Genomic DNA, 15,357 nt, shown 5'->3' with positions numbered 1-15,357 from the left:
ATGCGCCATGCGACCTGCGTTAAATCGCAACCCTCGTGCCAAAACTGCATATGCAGCCGGGTTTCAAGGGTATTCACCGACGGTAGCGAGCCGTTGACTGCCAGAACCCCCCGACCTGGCTCATCGGGGCCGCAGGATGCCAGTTTGGCGCCCGCCGGACTGGGCGGAAATCCGCACAAACCGCACCGCGCGCCGGGCGGTTCTTCGCCACCACCGAAAAAACAGCGGTCCGGCCTGCGCAGCGCCGCACGCCATGGGCAAACTACGCGGCCCGTTCGCCATGTTTGTGCATTCCTCTTCGCCGCTTCCGTCACGCACGCGCTCCTCCGCGGTGCGCTTGTTCCTGTTGCTGGGCCGGCCCGGATTCCATCTGTTCCTCACGGGCCTGCTGATGGTGCTGGGCTTCGCGCTCGCGCACCGCCTGAGTGAACGCAGCGGCCGCGAGCAGCTGTCGGCGCTGAGCACCGAGCGGCTGGAGCTCTATGCCACCAACCTCGCGGCCGAACTGGGCCGGCATGCCTCGCTGCCCAGCCTGCTGGCCATCGACCCCACGCTGCAGTCGCTGCTGCAGGCGCCGCAGGACGAAAGCCGCCGCAACGCCGTGAGCCAGATGCTGGCCCGCGTTAACGTGCGCGCTGGCACGCACCAGATCTTCGTGGCCGATGCCCAGGGTCAGGTCTTGTCGGCCAGCGAGCCACTGGCGCCGCCGGCACGGCTGCGCGAGGCGCTGGCCCAGGGCCGCAGCCACTTCTTCGCCGCCGACCCGGCCACCGGCAGCACGGACTTCTACCTGCTGCACCCGCTGCGCCAGGCCCAGGCGTTGCTGGGTGTCATCGTCGTGCGCTTCAACCTCGCGCCGCTGGAGGCCACCTGGGTGGACATGGGCCTGCGGTCGCAAGGCGAACGCATCCTCGTCGCCGACGACCAGGATGTCGTCATCATGAGCTCGGTGCAGGCCTGGAAGTACGCGGTGCTGGACCACGCCGATCCGTCGCGCCGCCAGGCTTTGCAGGCCAGCGCGCGCTACCCGCAGGCCATCGGGCCGGACCTGGACCTGCCGGCGTCGCTGGAGGTGCACCAGGGCCAGCAGGTGAGGCTGCCGCTGCCCCATGCCGCCGGGGCCAGGCCCATGCTGGCGCAGCAACGCCAGCTCGTGCCGCTGGGGCTGCGGCTGGTGGCGCTGTCCGACCTGACCGAGGTGCGGCAGCGTGCCCAGCTCGCCGCGTGGGGCGGTGCGGCCTTTGGCGCCAGCGTCGGGCTGCTGGTGCTGTACCTGTCGTCGCGCCGGCGCGCACTGCGCCAGCTCACCAACGCCCAGACCGCGCTGCAGCAGGCGCACGGGCAGCTGGAGCAGCTCGTGGACAGCCGCACGGCCGAGCTGCGCCAGACCAACGAGGCGCTGAAGCTGCAGATCGCCCAGCGCCTGCAGACCGAGGGCGAGCTGCTGCAGGCCAGCAAGCTGGCCGTGCTGGGCCAGATGTCGGCGGGCCTGTCGCACGAGGTCAACCAGCCGCTCACCGCGCTGCGGGCGCTGGCGCGCAACTCGATGCGCCTGCTGGAGGCCGGCCGCCAGGACGCCGTGGCCGCCAACCTGCAGATCATGGACGACATGGTGGAGCGCATGAGCCAGATCACGCGCCAGCTGAAGAGCTTCGCGCGCAAGGCCGACGAGCAGGTCACCGGCAGCCAGTCGCTGCTGGACAGCGTGCGCAACGCGCTGCTGCTGCTGGAGCACCGCAGCCGCGCGCTGGGTGTGCAGGCCGATGTGGACATCGCGCCGGGCCTGCGCGTGCGCGCCGAGGCCAACCGGCTGGAGCAGGTGCTCGTCAACCTCATCGGCAACGCGCTGGATGCGATGCAGCACGAGGCCACGCGGCGGTTGCGCGTGCAGGCCCTGCCGCAGGAGGAGGGCCGGCGCGTGCTCGTCAAGGTGCAGGACAGCGGCGCGGGTGTCAGCGAGGCCGAGATGTCCCACCTCTTCGAGCCCTTCTTCACGACCAAGCCGGCCGGCGAAGGGTTGGGGCTGGGCCTCGTGATCTCGGCCAAGATCGTGCACGAGTTCGGTGGCACGCTGCGCGCCCAGCGCCTGCCAGGCGACGAACGAGGCATGAGTTTCGAGTTCGACCTCACCGTCGAGACTTGGGCGACGACAGCGGAGAGCCACGATGTTTGAAGGTTACAAGGTCGTGTTCGTCGAGGACGACCTGCCGGTGCGGGTCAGCCTCACGCAGACGCTGGAGCTGGAAGGCCTGGCCGTCGTGCCCTGCCGCAGCGCCGAGGACGCCCTGCCCCACATCCAGCCCGGCGCGCCCGTCGTCGTCGTCACCGACGTGCGCCTGCCCGGCATGGACGGCCGCGCGCTGCTGGCGCACGTGCAGGCCACGGACCCGGGCATTCCCACCATCCTCATCACCGCCCACGGCGACGTGACCATGGCCGTGCAGGCCATGCGCGCTGGCGCTTACGACTTCATCGAGAAGCCCTTCGCCCCCGAGCGGCTGGTGGACGTGGCGCGCCGTGCGCTGGACCTGCGCACGCTGCGCCATTCGGCCGACGAACTGCGCGTGCAGCTGCAGCGCGCCAGCGGCATCGAGGCCGCGCTGCTGGGGCAGTCACCGGCCATGCAGCACCTGCGCCGCCAGGTGCTGAACCTGGCCGGCACATCGGCCGACGTGCTCATCGTCGGCGAGACCGGCACCGGCAAGGAGCTCGTGGCCCGCTGCCTGCACGACCAGAGCCGGCGCCGCGACCGCCACTTCGTCGCCATCAACTGCGGCGGCCTGCCGGAGGCGCTGTTCGAGAGCGAGCTGTTCGGCCACGAACCGGGCTCCTTCACGTCGGCCGCCAAGCGGCGCATCGGCAAGATCGAGCACGCCAACGGCGGCACGCTGCTGCTGGACGAGATCGAGACCATGCCCATCGCGCTGCAGATCAAGCTGCTGCGCGTGCTGCAGGAGCGCCGCATCGAGCGGCTGGGCTCCAACGAGGAACTGCCGGTCAACGTGCGCTTCATCGCCGCCAGCAAGTCCGACCTGAAGGAGCAGTCGGCCAAAGGCGAGTTCCGCAGCGACCTCTACTACCGCCTCAACATCGCGACGCTGCTCATCCCGCCGCTGCGCGAGCGCCGCGAGGACATCCCGCTGCTGTTCGAGCACTTCGTCGCCCAGGCCTGCGCCCGCTACGAGCGCGCGGCGCCGGAGCTGACGCCCGAGAAGCTGCGCGAGCTGATGGCGCATGACTGGCCCGGCAACGTGCGCGAGATCCGCAACGCAGCGGACCGCTTCGTACTGGCGCTGGACGATCTGGACCCGCAGGCCGCGCTGCAGGCCCTGCCCGCGCTGAACCTGGCGCGGCAGATGGACCTCATCGAGAAGACGTTGATCGAGCAGGCGCTGCGCCGCTGCCAGGGCAAGGTGCCTGCCGCGATGGAGCTGCTGGGCACGCCGCGCAAGACGTTGTACGACAAGCTGAACCGGCACGGCATCGTGCTGGACGACTTTCGCTAGCGGTACTTCTCGGGGTCGGGCGAATCCGTCGGGTTCGCGATCACGCGGCGGAAGGCCGCGCTCATCGGCAGCTTGAGGTTCAGGCCCTGCGACGGCAGCGGTGACTCGAACCAGCGGCGGTAGATGGCGTGGATCTCGCCGCTGCGGTACAGGCCCGCCAGCACCTCGTCGACCAGCGCCTTGAATTGCGGGTCGTTCTTGCGCAGGCCGATGGCGTAGGGCTCCACCGTCAGCGCCTGGTCGGAGATGCGGTAATCGTCCGCGCCCGGCCCCTGCTGCGCGAGCAGGCTGCGCAGCAGCACGTCGTCCATCAGGAAGGCCGACGCGCGGCCACTGCGCAGCATCTGGAAGCCCTCGGGGTCGTCCAGGCCACCAAGGATGCGGATGCCCAGGGCCTGCTGCTCGTTGACCTTCGCGAGGTGCTGGATGCTGGTGGTGCCGATGGTCGTGGCCACGGTCTGGCCGCGCAGGTCGGCGAGGCCCTGCACCCGCTCTCTGGAGCGCGTCATCAGCCGCGTCTCGGCGACGAAGATGGTCAGCGAGAAGGCCTGGTGGCGCGCACGCTCGGCGGTGTTCGTCGTGATGCCGCACTCCAGGTCCAGCGTGCCGTTGATGACGAGCGGCATGCGCGTGGCGGAGGCCACCTCCACGCGGCGCACCTCCAGGTCCGGCAGCTGCAGCTTGCTGCGCACGGCGGCGACGATGCGGTCGCACAGCTCGACGGTGTAGCCGGTGGGGCGCAGTTGCGCGTCCAGGTACGAAAACGGCAGCGACGCCGGCCGGTAGCCGATGACGATGACACCGGTGCTCTTCACGCGGGCGAGCGTCGGGCCATCGGCGGCGTGCGCGGCGTGCGCGGCAATGAAGCCCAGCCACAGCGCCAGCAGCGCGGCGCTAGCCCTGGGCAGCCGCTTCATCGTCCAGCCGGCGCAGTTCGGCCAACTTGTCGCCGATGCGCTGTTCCAGGCCGCGCGGCACCGGCTCGTACCAGCGCTGGCCGTCCAGCCCGTCCGGCAGGTATTGCTCGCCGGCCGCATAGCCGCCGGGCTCGTCGTGCGCATAGCGGTAGGCCTTGCCGTAGCCGAGGTCCTTCATCAGCCGCGTGGGCGCGTTGCGCAGGTGCTCGGGCACGGGGCGGGACTGGTCCTGCTTGATGAAGGCCTTGACGGCGTTGAACGCCTTGTAGACCGCGTTGGACTTGGGCGCCACGGCCAGGAAGACGACCGCCTCGGCCAGCGCCAGCTCGCCTTCGGGCGAGCCCAGGCGCTCGTAGGCCTCGGCGGCGTCCAGCGTGATGCGCAGCGCGCGCGGGTCGGCCAGGCCGATGTCCTCGCTGGCCATGCGGATCAGGCGGCGCGCGATGTAGCGCGCATCGACGCCGCCATCCAGCATGCGCGCAAACCAGTACAGCGCGCCGTCCGGGTGGCTGCCGCGCACGGACTTGTGCAGCGCGCTGATGACGTCGTAGAACTGGTCCCCGCCCTTGTCGTAGCGGCGCAGTTGCTCGCCGAGCGTGCGCTCCAGCAGCGCTTCGTCGATGAGCTGGCCATTGGCCAGCGCCGCAGCAGACTCCAGCGCGTTCAGCAGCCGCCGCGCATCGCCGTCGGCATAGCCGGTGAGGCGGTCGGCCGCCTCCTGTGTGGGCGGCTGGATGCCCAGCTCCTGCGCACCACGTGCGATGAGCTGGCCCAGCGCCTGCGCGTCCAGGCTCTTGAGCACCTGCACCTGCGCGCGCGACAGCAGCGCCGAGTTCACCTCGAAGCTCGGGTTCTCGGTCGTCGCACCGATGAAGGTGAACAGGCCCGATTCGACGTGCGGCAGGAAGGCATCCTGCTGCGCCTTGTTGAAGCGGTGCACTTCGTCCACGAAGACGACCGTGCGACGGCCCTGCTGCGCGGCGATCTGCGCGCGGTCGACCGCCTCGCGGATGTCCTTCACGCCGCCCAGCACGGCGCTGATCGGGATGAACTGCGCGTCGAAGGCGCCGGCCATCAGCCGCGCCAGCGTCGTCTTGCCGACACCCGGCGGGCCCCACAGGATCATGCTCTGCAGGCGGCCGGCATCGAAGGCCGCGCGCAGCGGCATGCCGGGGCCCAGCAGGTGGCGCTGGCCGATGACCTCGTCCAGCGTCCTGGGCCGCAGGCGCTCCGCCAGCGGCACGCCGCCCAGCGCGGCCGGGTCGGCGTCGAAGAGCGACGCGTTGCTCACGGCCGGGTCACTGCTCGATCAGGTCCGCGCCGGCCGGCAGCTTGAACTGGAAGCGCTCGGCCGGCACGGCGGCGTTGGCCTGCACGGCGGTGAAGTCCAGCCGCGAACGCTGGCCGAAGCCGTCGACGATCTCCATGGCCGCCAGCTCCCTGCCCTTGAAGCCGAGCTTGAGCGACTGCAGCGTCGATTCGGACTGCCGGGCCACGGCCTGCACCCAGTCCAGCCCGCCTTCACCGGGCAAGGCCTTCAGCGTGAAGTCACGCTCCAGGTTGTTGCCCGCCAGCAGCGAGGCCGGCGTGGCGCCCAGCGCATCGGACAGCTTGCGCGAGCTGGCCTGGTTCAGGTCGGCGTCATAGATCCACACCTTGCTGCCATCGGCCACGATGACCTGCTCGAACGGCTTGGCATAGGCGAAGCGGAACTGGTTGGGGCGCTGGAACTCGAAGCTGCCGGAAGACACCTTCTTGCGCTTGCCGTCAGGCGACGTGACCGTCTGCGTGAAGTTGGCCTTGCCGCTCTTCACGTCGCGGCCGAAATCGCGCAGCGCGTCGACGGCGTCGGCGTGCACCAGGCCGGCCGCGCACAGGGTCAGGGCGATGAGGATCTGCTTCATGCGTGTCGCTTATTCGTCGCGTTTGGGGATGATCAATTCACGGCTGCCGTTGGACGCCAGAGCGCCCACGAGGCCGGACTTCTCCATCTGCTCCAGCAGCCGCGCGGCGCGGTTGTAGCCTATGCGCAGGTGGCGCTGCACCAGCGAGATGGACGCCTTGCGGTGCTGTAGGACGATGGCCACTGCCTGGTCGTACATGGGGTCGGTCTCGCCCGCAGCCTCGCCCGGCGCGGGCGCTTCGCCGTCGATGCCGTCGAGCACGCCACCTTCGAGGATGCCTTCGATGTAGTTCGGCTCGCCCTGCGACTTGATGTACTGCACCACGCGGTGCACCTCGTCATCGCTGACAAAGGCGCCGTGCACGCGGATGGGCAGGCCGGTGCCAGAGGGCATGTAGAGCATGTCGCCCATGCCCAGCAGCGCCTCGGCGCCCATCTGGTCGAGGATGGTGCGGCTGTCGATCTTGGAGCTGACCTGGAAGGACAAGCGCGTCGGGATGTTGGCCTTGATGAGGCCGGTGATGACGTCCACCGACGGCCGCTGCGTGGCCAGGATCAGGTGGATGCCGGCCGCGCGCGCCTTCTGCGCGAGGCGCGCGATCAGCTCCTCGATCTTCTTGCCGACGACCATCATCAGATCGGCCAGTTCGTCGATGACGACGACGATGAAGGGCAGGCGCTCCAGTGGCTCGGGTTCGTCGTTGTTCAGCGCGAACGGGTTCGGGATGCTGATGCCGTTGGCCTTGGCCTCGTCGATCTTCTTGTTGTAGCCGGCCAGGTTGCGCACGCCCATCTTGGACATGAGCTTGTAGCGCCGCTCCATCTCGCCGACACACCAGTTCAGCGCGTTGCTGGCCTGCTTCATGTCGGTCACGACCGGCGCCAGCAGGTGCGGGATGCCCTCGTAGACGCTCATCTCCAGCATCTTGGGGTCGATGAGGATGAGCCGCACGTCGCGCGCCTCGGCCTTGTAGAGCAGGCTGAGGATCATCGCGTTGATGCCCACCGACTTGCCGGAACCAGTCGTGCCGGCCACCAGGCAGTGCGGCATCTTGGCGAGGTCGGCGACGATGGGCAGGCCCACGATGTCCTTGCCCAGGCCCATGGTCAGCTGCGAGGCCGCGTCGGCATAGACCTGCGAACCCAGGATCTCGGACAGGCGGATGGTCTGGCGGCGCGCGTTGGGCAGCTCCAGCGCCATGTAGTTCTTGCCGGGGATCGTCTCGACGACGCGGATGGACACCAGGCTCAAGCTGCGCGCCAGGTCCTTGGCCAGGCCGACGATCTGCGAGCCCTTCACGCCGGTGGCCGGTTCGATCTCGTAACGCGTGATGACCGGGCCCGGCGACGCAGCCACGACGTGCACCTCGACGCCGAAGTCACGCAACTTCTTCTCGATGAGACGGCTGGTCATCTCCAGCGACTCGGGCGTCACCGTCTCCTGGCGGCCGGGGGCGGCGTCCAGCAAGTCGACCTGCGGCAGCTTGGCGTCACCCGCGTCGACGAACAGCGTCTGCTGGCGCTCCTTGGCGACGCGTGTGGACTGCGGCACCTCGACCACCGGGGCCTCGATGACCAGCGGCGCGTGCTCGGCCTCGACCTGCCTTTCGATCTGGCGTTCGACCTCGACCTCGTGCTCGCGTTCCTTGACCGCCTGCTCGCCGGCCTTCTGGTCGGCCTTGATCTCGCGCTTCTCGATGTGCTGCTCGCGCAGTTGCTCCAGACGTTCGCCGATGCGCTCCGCCAGGTGCCCCCAGGAGAAGCGCAGCGCCCAGGACATGCCGGTCAGCAGCAGCACGATCCAGACGACGCCGGAGCCCGCGAAGCCCAGCCCCTTCATGCCCAAGGGCCCAAGCGTGTAGCCGAGCAGGCCGCCGGCGTGGCCGGGCAGGCGCGGCTCCAGCGCGTACAGGCGGCTCCATTCCAGCGCGCAGCTCGCGCCGATGAGCAGCACGATGCCCGCCCACCAGCGCACCCGCTGGCTCCAGCGCAGCACGGGCGCCACGTCGTGGCGCAGCAGGCCTGCGAGGCTCGTCAACCAGCCGCGCAGCGCCAGCAACGGCAGCCACCAGGCCGAAAAACCGAACAGGAACAGCAGGCCGTCCGACGCCCAGGCGCCAAAGGCGCCGACGCGGTTGCCCACGAGATCACGCTGCCCGCTGGTGCTGAAGGCGGCGTCGCGCAGATCGTGCGTGGCCAGCGACAGCACGAGCAGCGCGAGCGCAAAGGCGGTCAACGCCAGCCACAGCGGTGTGCGCAGCAACCGCGATGTCGTCGACGGCGGGCTGGCCTCGCGCTTGGGCGCGCTGCGGCGGGTGGGCTTGGCGGGAGTGGCGGCTTCGCTGGCGGCCGCGTCGCCGCCCAGCAGGGAACCCAGGGGAAAACTCATGCCGGCATTGTGCCCCGGCCTCTCCTGGATACCTGTCGCCGAATCAGGCGAGCTTCAGCCGACTTCAGTCGTGCGTCAGGCGCTCTTTGATGACCACGGAGCCGTTCTCCAGCGTCTCGATGACGCCACGCTCCTCCAGGTCCTTCATGACGCGGCTGACCATCTCGCGCGACGCGCCGACGACCTTGGCCATGTCCTGGCGCGAGACCTTGCCGCGGATGAGCTTGATGCCTTTCTCGTCCTCGGACATGTCCAGCAGCGTGCGCGCGACGCGGCCGTAGACGTCCAGCAGCGCGAGCGACTCGATCTGGCGATCGGCATTGCGCAGCCGCGCCACGAGGCCGCGCAGGATGCCGTAGGACAGGCTGCTGCTCTCGGGCAGGCAGCGCGCGAACTCCAGGCGACCGAGCACCAGCATGTCGGTCTGCACCTCGGCGCGCACGGTGGCCGAATGCGGCTCGTTGTCGATGAGGCTCATCTCGCCGACGTAGTCGCCGGACTGCAGCACGGCCAGGATGACCTCCCGGCCCCGGTGGTCGGCCGTCAAGACCCGGGCGCGGCCGTTGAGCAGGATGAACAGCGCGTTGGACTTCGTGCCTTGCTCGACGATCAGCTCGCCACGCTTGAAGCGGCGCTTGACGACGCTGTCGGCGATGGACTGGGCCTGGTCGGTGGTCAGCATCGAGAACAGCGGAACCCGGCGGATCAGGTCCAGGTTGGAAATCATCGCCATATGCATTCTCCAGTTTTGAGGCCCAAGCCGGCGCACGAAAAGTCGCCTGCCTAAAATGGCGTGCATTGTGCACACCCGGCAGGGCTTGCCTCAATGGTTGGGGTCGGGGTTTTCACCGCGGAACCAACTTGCAAGCCCGTCCACTGCCCTCATTTCCCCAGCCATGACCGCATCCATCCAACACCACGGCCTGCTCATCCTCGGTTCCGGCCCGGCCGGCTACACCGCCGCCATCTACGCCGCACGTGCCAATCTGAAGCCCACGCTGATCACCGGCATGGCCCAGGGCGGCCAGCTGATGACGACCACCGAGGTCGACAACTGGCCCGCCGACGTGATGGGCGTGCAGGGGCCGGAGCTGATGCAGCGCTTCCAGCAGCATGCCGAGCGCTTCCAGACGCAGATCGTGTTCGACCACATCAACCAGGTCGACTTCTCCAAGCGGCCGTTCGCGCTGGTCGGCGACAGCGGCACCTACACCTGCGACGCGCTGATCATCGCCACCGGTGCCTCGGCCAAGTACCTGGGCCTGGAGTCCGAGCAGGCCTTCATGGGCCGCGGCGTCAGCGGCTGCGCGACCTGCGACGGCTTCTTCTACCGGGGCCAGGAGGTCTGCGTCGTGGGCGGCGGCAACACGGCCGTCGAAGAGGCGCTGTACCTGTCCAACATCGCCAGCACCGTGCACCTGATCCACCGCCGCGACAAGTTCCGCGCCGAGCCCATCCTGATCGACAAGCTGAAGGAGAAGGCGGACGCCGGCAAGATCGTGCTGCACTTCTTCCAGCAACTCGACGAGGTGCTGGGCGACGCATCGGGCGTCACCGGCGTGCGCATCCGCAGCACGCTGGACGACAGCACGTCCGACATCCCGCTGCACGGCTGCTTCATCGCCATCGGCCACCACCCCAACACCGACATCTTCCAGGGCCAGTTGGAGATGAAGGACGGCTACATCATCACGAAGAGCGGGCTGGCTGGCTTCGCCACGATGACCAGCGTGCCGGGCGTCTTCGCTGCAGGCGACGTGCAGGACCATGTCTACCGCCAGGCCATCACGAGCGCCGGCACTGGCTGCATGGCCGCGCTGGATGCGCAGCGCTTCCTGGAGCAGGAGAACGGCTGAGCGGACGACGCCGCCAAGCCCCTCACGGCCTCACGGGTTTTCCGCTATACTCGTCGGCTTGCCTGCTGGATAGACCGCGCTTGGCCCGTTTCGTCGGGCCGGGTTTGGCAGGTATTGCGGTCATAGGGTTGCCCGAGGAGCTTGGGTGACTGGTCAAACATCAGAGTGGAGAAGCGTCATGGCACGCGTCTGTCAAGTCACGGGCAAGAAGCCCATGGTCGGGAACAATGTTTCCCATGCCAACAACAAAACCAAGCGCCGGTTCCTGCCGAACCTGCAATACCGCCGTTTCTGGGTGGAGTCCGAGAACCGTTGGGTGCGTCTGCGCATCACCAACGCCGCTCTGCGTTTGATTGACAAGGTCGGCATCGACCAAGTCATCGCCGATCTGCGCGCCAAGGGCGCGCTCTGATCGACGCCCACTGACCTACTGAAGGAACACGACCATGGCATCCAAAGGCGGACGCGAAAAGATCAAGCTGGAGTCCACCGCGGGCACCGGCCACTTCTACACGACCAACAAGAACAAGAAGACGACGCCCGAAAAGCTCGAATTCATGAAGTTCGACCCCAAGGCGCGCAAGCACGTCTTGTACAAGGAAATCAAGCTGAAGTAAGGCTTGGAGCCCAAAGCAGAAAACCCGCCTAGGCGGGTTTTTTGTTGCCTGTCTCAGGTTGGAACCGGTTCGAAAACATGCCCGGTGGCGAAGACTTGAACAACAGAAGTGCCTCGCCTCGAAGCAAGCTCATCCGACAGACAAAGCGGGCAAAACACCTCTGCCTAGCGGGCTTGGAAACCAAATTCGACCCAGTGGCTTCTCGGCAGTGTCATCGCCCTTCCGGCGAACCAGCCGCAACGGCACGGCCGAATTCGCGATCCATCCAGCGGTCCATCATGTGCTTCTCGTAGCGCAGCGGATCACTGCTCGACATGGAGTTGAAGCTGTTCTGGTAATCGATGTCCCGGAGCTTCGCCGTACCCTGCTGCACCACCTTGTCGCCGTCGCGGATCTCGTATGTCAGCTCCATCGATGGCGACGTCACGGTGCGCATGACGCGCAACCACTGTGCCATCCCGCCAACTGGCTCGATTTCCCCAGCCAGGTTCACGTCGGTCACCGAGATGTGCACCTCCTTGCCGGGCATCCGCTTGCCGAACTGGGTCACCAGATAGGCCTCGATATCTTTGAGTACGGCCTTGTTGGTGAACCCCGTGTTGTCGCGGATGTCAGAGAACTTCTCTGGGTTGACGAAATCCACCTTCACGTCTGCGTGAGCGACGACAACCAGGGGAAAAAGGGCCAGAGCGATCCAGCGGTACTTCATGGCATGCCTCCTAGGATTCAGCAGCTTGCTTCTTTGAGTCTAGGCCAGTCAAGAAAAAAGGGCGCCCCAAGGGGCGCCCTTTTACATCCGTGTGACGCAATCAGGCGTGCGCGGCACGCAGGCGCATCGAAAACGCCTGCAACTCGGCAATGCCGCTCTCCTCGGCCCGGCGGCACCAGGCTTGCAAGTCGGTAACCAGTTGCTCGGCCGACACGTTCGTGCGCGTCCACATCTGGCGCAGCTCTTCGCGCATGGTCACCAGCTTGTCGATGACAGGGCTGGCCGCGCGGACATGGGCGAGATCACCATGCACGGAAGCGGGGATGCGGTCCTCGTCGCGGTGCAGCCAACGCTTGGCCTGCTTGAACTGCGTGAAGCGCTCGCTGTGCTTGCCCCCTTCGGCCTTCACCTTGGCCAGCTCGGCGGCGCAGGCGGCCTTCAGCTCACGGGCATAGTGGGCCATGACCTCATAGCGATTGGCGATCAGCGCCTCCAGCGTGCGCGCATCGGCCGGCTTGATCTCGCCCAGGCTCAGCTTGGGCGCCGTCTTGCGCACCTTGGCCATGCCCAGCATCTCCAGGCCACGGATGTACATCCAGCCGATGTCGAATTCGTACGGCTTGACCGAGAACTTGGCCGAGGTCGGATAGGTGTGGTGGTTGTTGTGCAGTTCCTCACCACCCACGATCAGCGTCCACGGCGTCAGGTTGGTGGACGCGTCGGGCGCTTCGAAGTTGCGGTAGCCCCAGTAGTGGCCGATGCCATTGATGACGCCAGCGGCCCAGATCGGAATCCAGATCATCTGCACGGCCCAGATCGAGGCGCCGATGGCGCCGAACAAGGCCATGTTGATGATGAGCATCAACGCCACGCCCTGCCAGCTGTAGCGGGTGTAGAGGTTGCGCTCGATCCAGTCCTCGGGCGTGCCGCGGCTGTACTTGGCGATGGTCTCGGCGTTCTTGGCCTCGGCGCGGTAGAGCTCGGCACCCTCGGCCAGCACCTTCTTCAGGCCGCGGGTCTGCGGGCTGTGGGGGTCTTCCTCGGTCTCACACTTGGCGTGGTGCTTGCGGTGGATGGCGACCCACTCGCGGGTGACCATGCCTGTGGTCAGCCACAGCCAGAAGCGGAAGAAATGCGACGGGATGGGTCCCAGGTCAAGCGCACGGTGGGCTTGGGCACGATGCAGGAAGATCGTGACGGCAGCAATCGTGATGTGGGTCACCACCAGGGTGTAGACCACCAGTTGCCAGGCACTGAAGTCGGCCAAGCCATTGGCCAGCCAGTTCAGCAGTGCGTTCAGGATGTCGTTCATGCGTCCAGGACCTCGGCCAAGCCGGCCATGCAAAGGAACCTCGATTGTAGAGGCCTCCCCCCAATTTCAAGGGGTTTGATGCACCTCAAACGGGCGGTCGGCGTGTGAATCGACGCTTTGTTGACCGCGATCAAGCCGATTTCAGGCCGCACGCTCCCAGGCGACGGCGAAGAAGCCGTCCATCGCATGCCGGTGAGGCCACAGCCGGAGGGCACCGTTTTCCACCAGTTCGCCCGCACGCTCCACTTGCGACTTGGCCAGCGCCTCGTCCGCGGCCACGGGCTTGAAGTCGGGGTGGGCGGCCGCGAATTCGGCCGCGATGACCTCGTTCTCGGCGTCCAGCAGGCTGCAGGTCGCGTAGACCAGGCGCCCGCCCGGCTTCACCAGGCACGCCGCGCTGGCGAGGATGGCGCGCTGCTTGGCCTGCAGCTCCACCACCGCCTGGGGCGACTGGCGCCACTTCAGGTCCGGGTTGCGGCGCAGCGTGCCCAGTCCCGAGCACGGCGCATCGACCAGCACGCGGTCGATCTTGCCCGCGAGCCGCTTGATGCGTTCGTCGCGCTCGTGGGCAATCTGGGCGGGATAGACATTGGACAGGCCGCTGCGCGCCAGGCGTGGCTTGAGCGCATCCAGCCGATGGCCCGACACGTCAAAGGCGTAGAGCCGGCCGGTGTTGCGCATCGCCGCGCCCAGCGCCAGCGTCTTGCCGCCGGCGCCGGCGCAGAAGTCCACCACCATCTCGCCGCGCTTGGGCGCCAGCAGCAGGGCCAGCAACTGGCTGCCCTCGTCCTGCACCTCGATGGCGCCGCTGGTGAACAGCGCCAGCTTGTTCAACGCCGGCTTGCCATCCACGCGCAGGCCCAGCGGCGAATAAGGCGTGGGGACCGCCTCGATGCCGGCCGCGGCGAGCTGGGCCTGCGCCTCCTCGCGCTTGAGCTTCAGCGTGTTGACGCGCAGGTCCAGCGGTGCCGCCTCGTTCAGCGACGCGGCGAGTTGCCAGAACTCCTCTTCGCCCAGCCGGGCCAGCAACGGCTCCGCCAGCCAGTCAGGCATGTTGTGGCGTAGCTTGGGTGGCAGGCTGGCCGGCGAGATGGCCTGCACCTGAGCCAGCCACTGCTGCTCGGCCGGGCTCAGTGCGCCCCGCAGGAACGTGTCGCTGCCACGCCAGGCGAGCATGGCGAGGCGGCGGTTCAGCGGGCCGCTGCCGCTTTGGGCCAGGTTCTGGAACTTGAGCCGCTCGCGCAGCAGCGCGTAGACGGTTTCAGCCAGGCTGGCACGCTCGCGCTGGCCCAGGTTCTTGTGTTGACGGAAGAAGGCCGAGACGGTGGCGTCGGCGGGCGCGTCGAGCTTGTTGACGGCGGCGATCAACTCGCCGCACAGCTCCAGCAGGGCATTAGGATGCATCGCCCCATTATCCCAAGGCCCTTCGCGCCACCTCACATGAATCTGCTGAAGCAGTTGCGGCTGCGCCCCCGGCTGCTGACGGCCCTGCTGGTCGGCAGCATCATCGCCTGGGCCTGGCCCACACCGCTGTCCGCCGTCACCCGCGCGCTGCTGGGCTGGAACCTGGTGATCTGGATCTACCTGCCCCTGGTGCTGTGGATGATGCTGGCCCGTGGCGACCGCATCGACGTGCAGCGCAAGGCGCGGGACCTGAGCGAGGGCATCCCGGCCATGCTGCTGCTGGCGGCACTGGGCGCGCTGGCCAGCATGGCGGCCATCACGCTGGAGTTGCAGGCCGCCAAGCAGGCGCACGACACGCGCTACATCGGGCTGGCACTGGCCACGGTGACCGGCTCCTGGCTGCTTCTGCCGGTGGAGTTCGGCCTGGCCTACGCGAGCCTCTACCACCGGCGCGGCCAGAAGGCGCACGGCCTGGAGTTCCCCTGCGACGACGGCCCGCCGGATTACGGCGACTTCCTGTACTTCTCGATCACCGTCGCAGCCACGTCGCAGACCTCGGACATCGCCGTCAGCTCGCGGCCCATGCGCCGGCTGGTGCTGCTGCAGGCGCTGCTGTCCTTCGTGTTCAACACCGGCGTGCTGGCGCTGTCGATCAATATCCTGGCCGGGCTGATCAGCTAGCCCCTCGCCCGACGGGCCGGCTCGGGAGCGGCCCAGCGCTCGGCCCGATTGAAGACACGACGG

Annotated in this window: 14 protein-coding genes; 6 read left to right on the top strand and 8 right to left on the bottom strand. The window is 67.8% G+C overall.

The annotated features are described in order from the left end of the window. Nucleotides 1-337: 337 nt before the first annotated feature. Both ACO07H_RS11120 and ACO07H_RS11115 read left to right on the top strand, forming a co-directional pair. The gene (locus tag ACO07H_RS11120; protein ID WP_422014043.1) at nucleotides 338-2,173 is read left to right on the top strand and encodes a sensor histidine kinase; all 1,836 of its coding nucleotides are present in this window, start codon (nucleotides 338-340) and stop codon (nucleotides 2,171-2,173) included. Then, nucleotides 2,166-3,506 (top strand): sigma-54-dependent transcriptional regulator, encoded by a 1,341-nt coding sequence (locus ACO07H_RS11115; protein WP_422014041.1) that lies wholly within the window; start codon nucleotides 2,166-2,168, stop codon nucleotides 3,504-3,506. Before ACO07H_RS11120 ends, ACO07H_RS11115 begins: the two co-directional genes overlap by 8 nt. Here ACO07H_RS11115 and ACO07H_RS11110 read toward each other — a convergent pair. The 5 genes from ACO07H_RS11110 to ACO07H_RS11090 form a co-directional block, all read right to left on the bottom strand. Next, on the bottom strand, nucleotides 3,503-4,423 hold the full coding sequence (locus ACO07H_RS11110) for an amino acid ABC transporter substrate-binding protein (RefSeq protein WP_422014039.1): 921 nt from the start codon (nucleotides 4,421-4,423) through the stop codon (nucleotides 3,503-3,505). The genes ACO07H_RS11115 and ACO07H_RS11110 overlap by 4 nt on opposite strands. After that, on the bottom strand, nucleotides 4,401-5,714 hold the full coding sequence (locus tag ACO07H_RS11105) for a replication-associated recombination protein A (RefSeq protein ID WP_422014037.1): 1,314 nt from the start codon (nucleotides 5,712-5,714) through the stop codon (nucleotides 4,401-4,403). Before ACO07H_RS11105 ends, ACO07H_RS11110 begins: the two co-directional genes overlap by 23 nt. Nucleotides 5,715-5,721: 7 nt before the next feature. After that, entirely contained in the window at nucleotides 5,722-6,327 is a 606-nt protein-coding gene (gene lolA, locus ACO07H_RS11100) for an outer membrane lipoprotein chaperone LolA (RefSeq protein WP_422014035.1), read from the bottom strand. 9 nt (nucleotides 6,328-6,336) lie between these two features. Beyond that, on the bottom strand, nucleotides 6,337-8,715 hold the full coding sequence (locus tag ACO07H_RS11095; RefSeq protein WP_422014033.1) for a DNA translocase FtsK: 2,379 nt from the start codon (nucleotides 8,713-8,715) through the stop codon (nucleotides 6,337-6,339). Between the two features lie 64 nt (nucleotides 8,716-8,779). Further along, nucleotides 8,780-9,448: a Crp/Fnr family transcriptional regulator gene (locus ACO07H_RS11090; RefSeq protein ID WP_056196243.1), complete on the bottom strand. Its 669-nt coding sequence runs from the start codon at nucleotides 9,446-9,448 to the stop codon at nucleotides 8,780-8,782. Nucleotides 9,449-9,611: 163 nt separating this feature from the next. Between ACO07H_RS11090 and trxB the strand changes: the two genes are divergently transcribed. From trxB to rpmG, 3 genes are all read left to right on the top strand, one after another. Next, complete coding sequence (gene trxB / locus ACO07H_RS11085; RefSeq protein ID WP_422014031.1) at nucleotides 9,612-10,571, top strand: thioredoxin-disulfide reductase; 960 nt, start codon at nucleotides 9,612-9,614, stop codon at nucleotides 10,569-10,571. A 178-nt stretch (nucleotides 10,572-10,749) separates the two neighbouring features. Beyond that, nucleotides 10,750-10,983 carry a 50S ribosomal protein L28 gene (gene rpmB, locus ACO07H_RS11080; protein WP_422014029.1) on the top strand — a complete coding sequence of 78 codons (234 nt, stop codon included), beginning with the start codon at nucleotides 10,750-10,752 and terminating at the stop codon, nucleotides 10,981-10,983. 34 nt (nucleotides 10,984-11,017) lie between these two features. Further along, nucleotides 11,018-11,188, top strand: coding sequence for a 50S ribosomal protein L33 (rpmG, locus tag ACO07H_RS11075; RefSeq protein ID WP_025564431.1), 171 nt, complete (start codon nucleotides 11,018-11,020; stop codon nucleotides 11,186-11,188). Nucleotides 11,189-11,399: 211 nt separating this feature from the next. On the opposite strand, the gene ACO07H_RS11070 is transcribed toward rpmG, so the two are convergent. The 3 genes from ACO07H_RS11070 to ACO07H_RS11060 all read right to left on the bottom strand — a co-directional run bounded on the left by ACO07H_RS11070 (nucleotide 11,400) and on the right by ACO07H_RS11060 (nucleotide 14,613). After that, nucleotides 11,400-11,897 carry a DUF3016 domain-containing protein gene (locus ACO07H_RS11070; RefSeq protein WP_422014026.1) on the bottom strand — a complete coding sequence of 166 codons (498 nt, stop codon included), beginning with the start codon at nucleotides 11,895-11,897 and terminating at the stop codon, nucleotides 11,400-11,402. 100 nt (nucleotides 11,898-11,997) lie between these two features. Then, nucleotides 11,998-13,209: a DesA family fatty acid desaturase gene (locus tag ACO07H_RS11065; RefSeq protein ID WP_422014024.1), complete on the bottom strand. Its 1,212-nt coding sequence runs from the start codon at nucleotides 13,207-13,209 to the stop codon at nucleotides 11,998-12,000. A gap of 141 nt (nucleotides 13,210-13,350) precedes the next feature. Beyond that, the gene (locus ACO07H_RS11060; RefSeq protein WP_422014022.1) at nucleotides 13,351-14,613 is read right to left on the bottom strand and encodes an RsmB/NOP family class I SAM-dependent RNA methyltransferase; all 1,263 of its coding nucleotides are present in this window, start codon (nucleotides 14,611-14,613) and stop codon (nucleotides 13,351-13,353) included. 36 nt (nucleotides 14,614-14,649) lie between these two features. Here ACO07H_RS11060 and ACO07H_RS11055 point away from each other — a divergent pair, with 36 nt between their 5' ends. After that, nucleotides 14,650-15,294: a DUF1345 domain-containing protein gene (locus ACO07H_RS11055; RefSeq protein ID WP_422014020.1), complete on the top strand. Its 645-nt coding sequence runs from the start codon at nucleotides 14,650-14,652 to the stop codon at nucleotides 15,292-15,294. Nucleotides 15,295-15,357 lie beyond the last annotated feature (63 nt).

The organism is Roseateles sp., assembly GCF_965229315.1.
Classification (GTDB): Bacteria; Pseudomonadota; Gammaproteobacteria; order Burkholderiales; family Burkholderiaceae_C; genus Pelomonas.
The sequence above is the reverse complement of the archived record's forward strand: the minus strand, read 5'-3'. Positions and strand labels throughout refer to the sequence as shown.

What these genes read in the sequence shown, in the direction of transcription:
- ACO07H_RS11115 (WP_422014041.1), top strand. Translation starts at nt 2,166, where the DNA reads ATGTTTGAAGGTTACAAGGTCGTGTTCGTCGAGGACGACCTGCCGGTG.
- ACO07H_RS11110 (WP_422014039.1), bottom strand. Translation starts at nt 4,423, where the DNA reads ATGAAGCGGCTGCCCAGGGCTAGCGCCGCGCTGCTGGCGCTGTGGCTG.
- lolA (WP_422014035.1), bottom strand. Translation starts at nt 6,327, where the DNA reads ATGAAGCAGATCCTCATCGCCCTGACCCTGTGCGCGGCCGGCCTGGTG.
- ACO07H_RS11095 (WP_422014033.1), bottom strand. Translation starts at nt 8,715, where the DNA reads ATGAGTTTTCCCCTGGGTTCCCTGCTGGGCGGCGACGCGGCCGCCAGC.
- ACO07H_RS11090 (WP_056196243.1), bottom strand. Translation starts at nt 9,448, where the DNA reads ATGGCGATGATTTCCAACCTGGACCTGATCCGCCGGGTTCCGCTGTTC.
- trxB (WP_422014031.1), top strand. Translation starts at nt 9,612, where the DNA reads ATGACCGCATCCATCCAACACCACGGCCTGCTCATCCTCGGTTCCGGC.
- rpmB (WP_422014029.1), top strand. Translation starts at nt 10,750, where the DNA reads ATGGCACGCGTCTGTCAAGTCACGGGCAAGAAGCCCATGGTCGGGAAC.
- rpmG (WP_025564431.1), top strand. Translation starts at nt 11,018, where the DNA reads ATGGCATCCAAAGGCGGACGCGAAAAGATCAAGCTGGAGTCCACCGCG.
- ACO07H_RS11070 (WP_422014026.1), bottom strand. Translation starts at nt 11,897, where the DNA reads ATGAAGTACCGCTGGATCGCTCTGGCCCTTTTTCCCCTGGTTGTCGTC.
- ACO07H_RS11065 (WP_422014024.1), bottom strand. Translation starts at nt 13,209, where the DNA reads ATGAACGACATCCTGAACGCACTGCTGAACTGGCTGGCCAATGGCTTG.
- ACO07H_RS11060 (WP_422014022.1), bottom strand. Translation starts at nt 14,613, where the DNA reads ATGCATCCTAATGCCCTGCTGGAGCTGTGCGGCGAGTTGATCGCCGCC.
- ACO07H_RS11055 (WP_422014020.1), top strand. Translation starts at nt 14,650, where the DNA reads ATGAATCTGCTGAAGCAGTTGCGGCTGCGCCCCCGGCTGCTGACGGCC.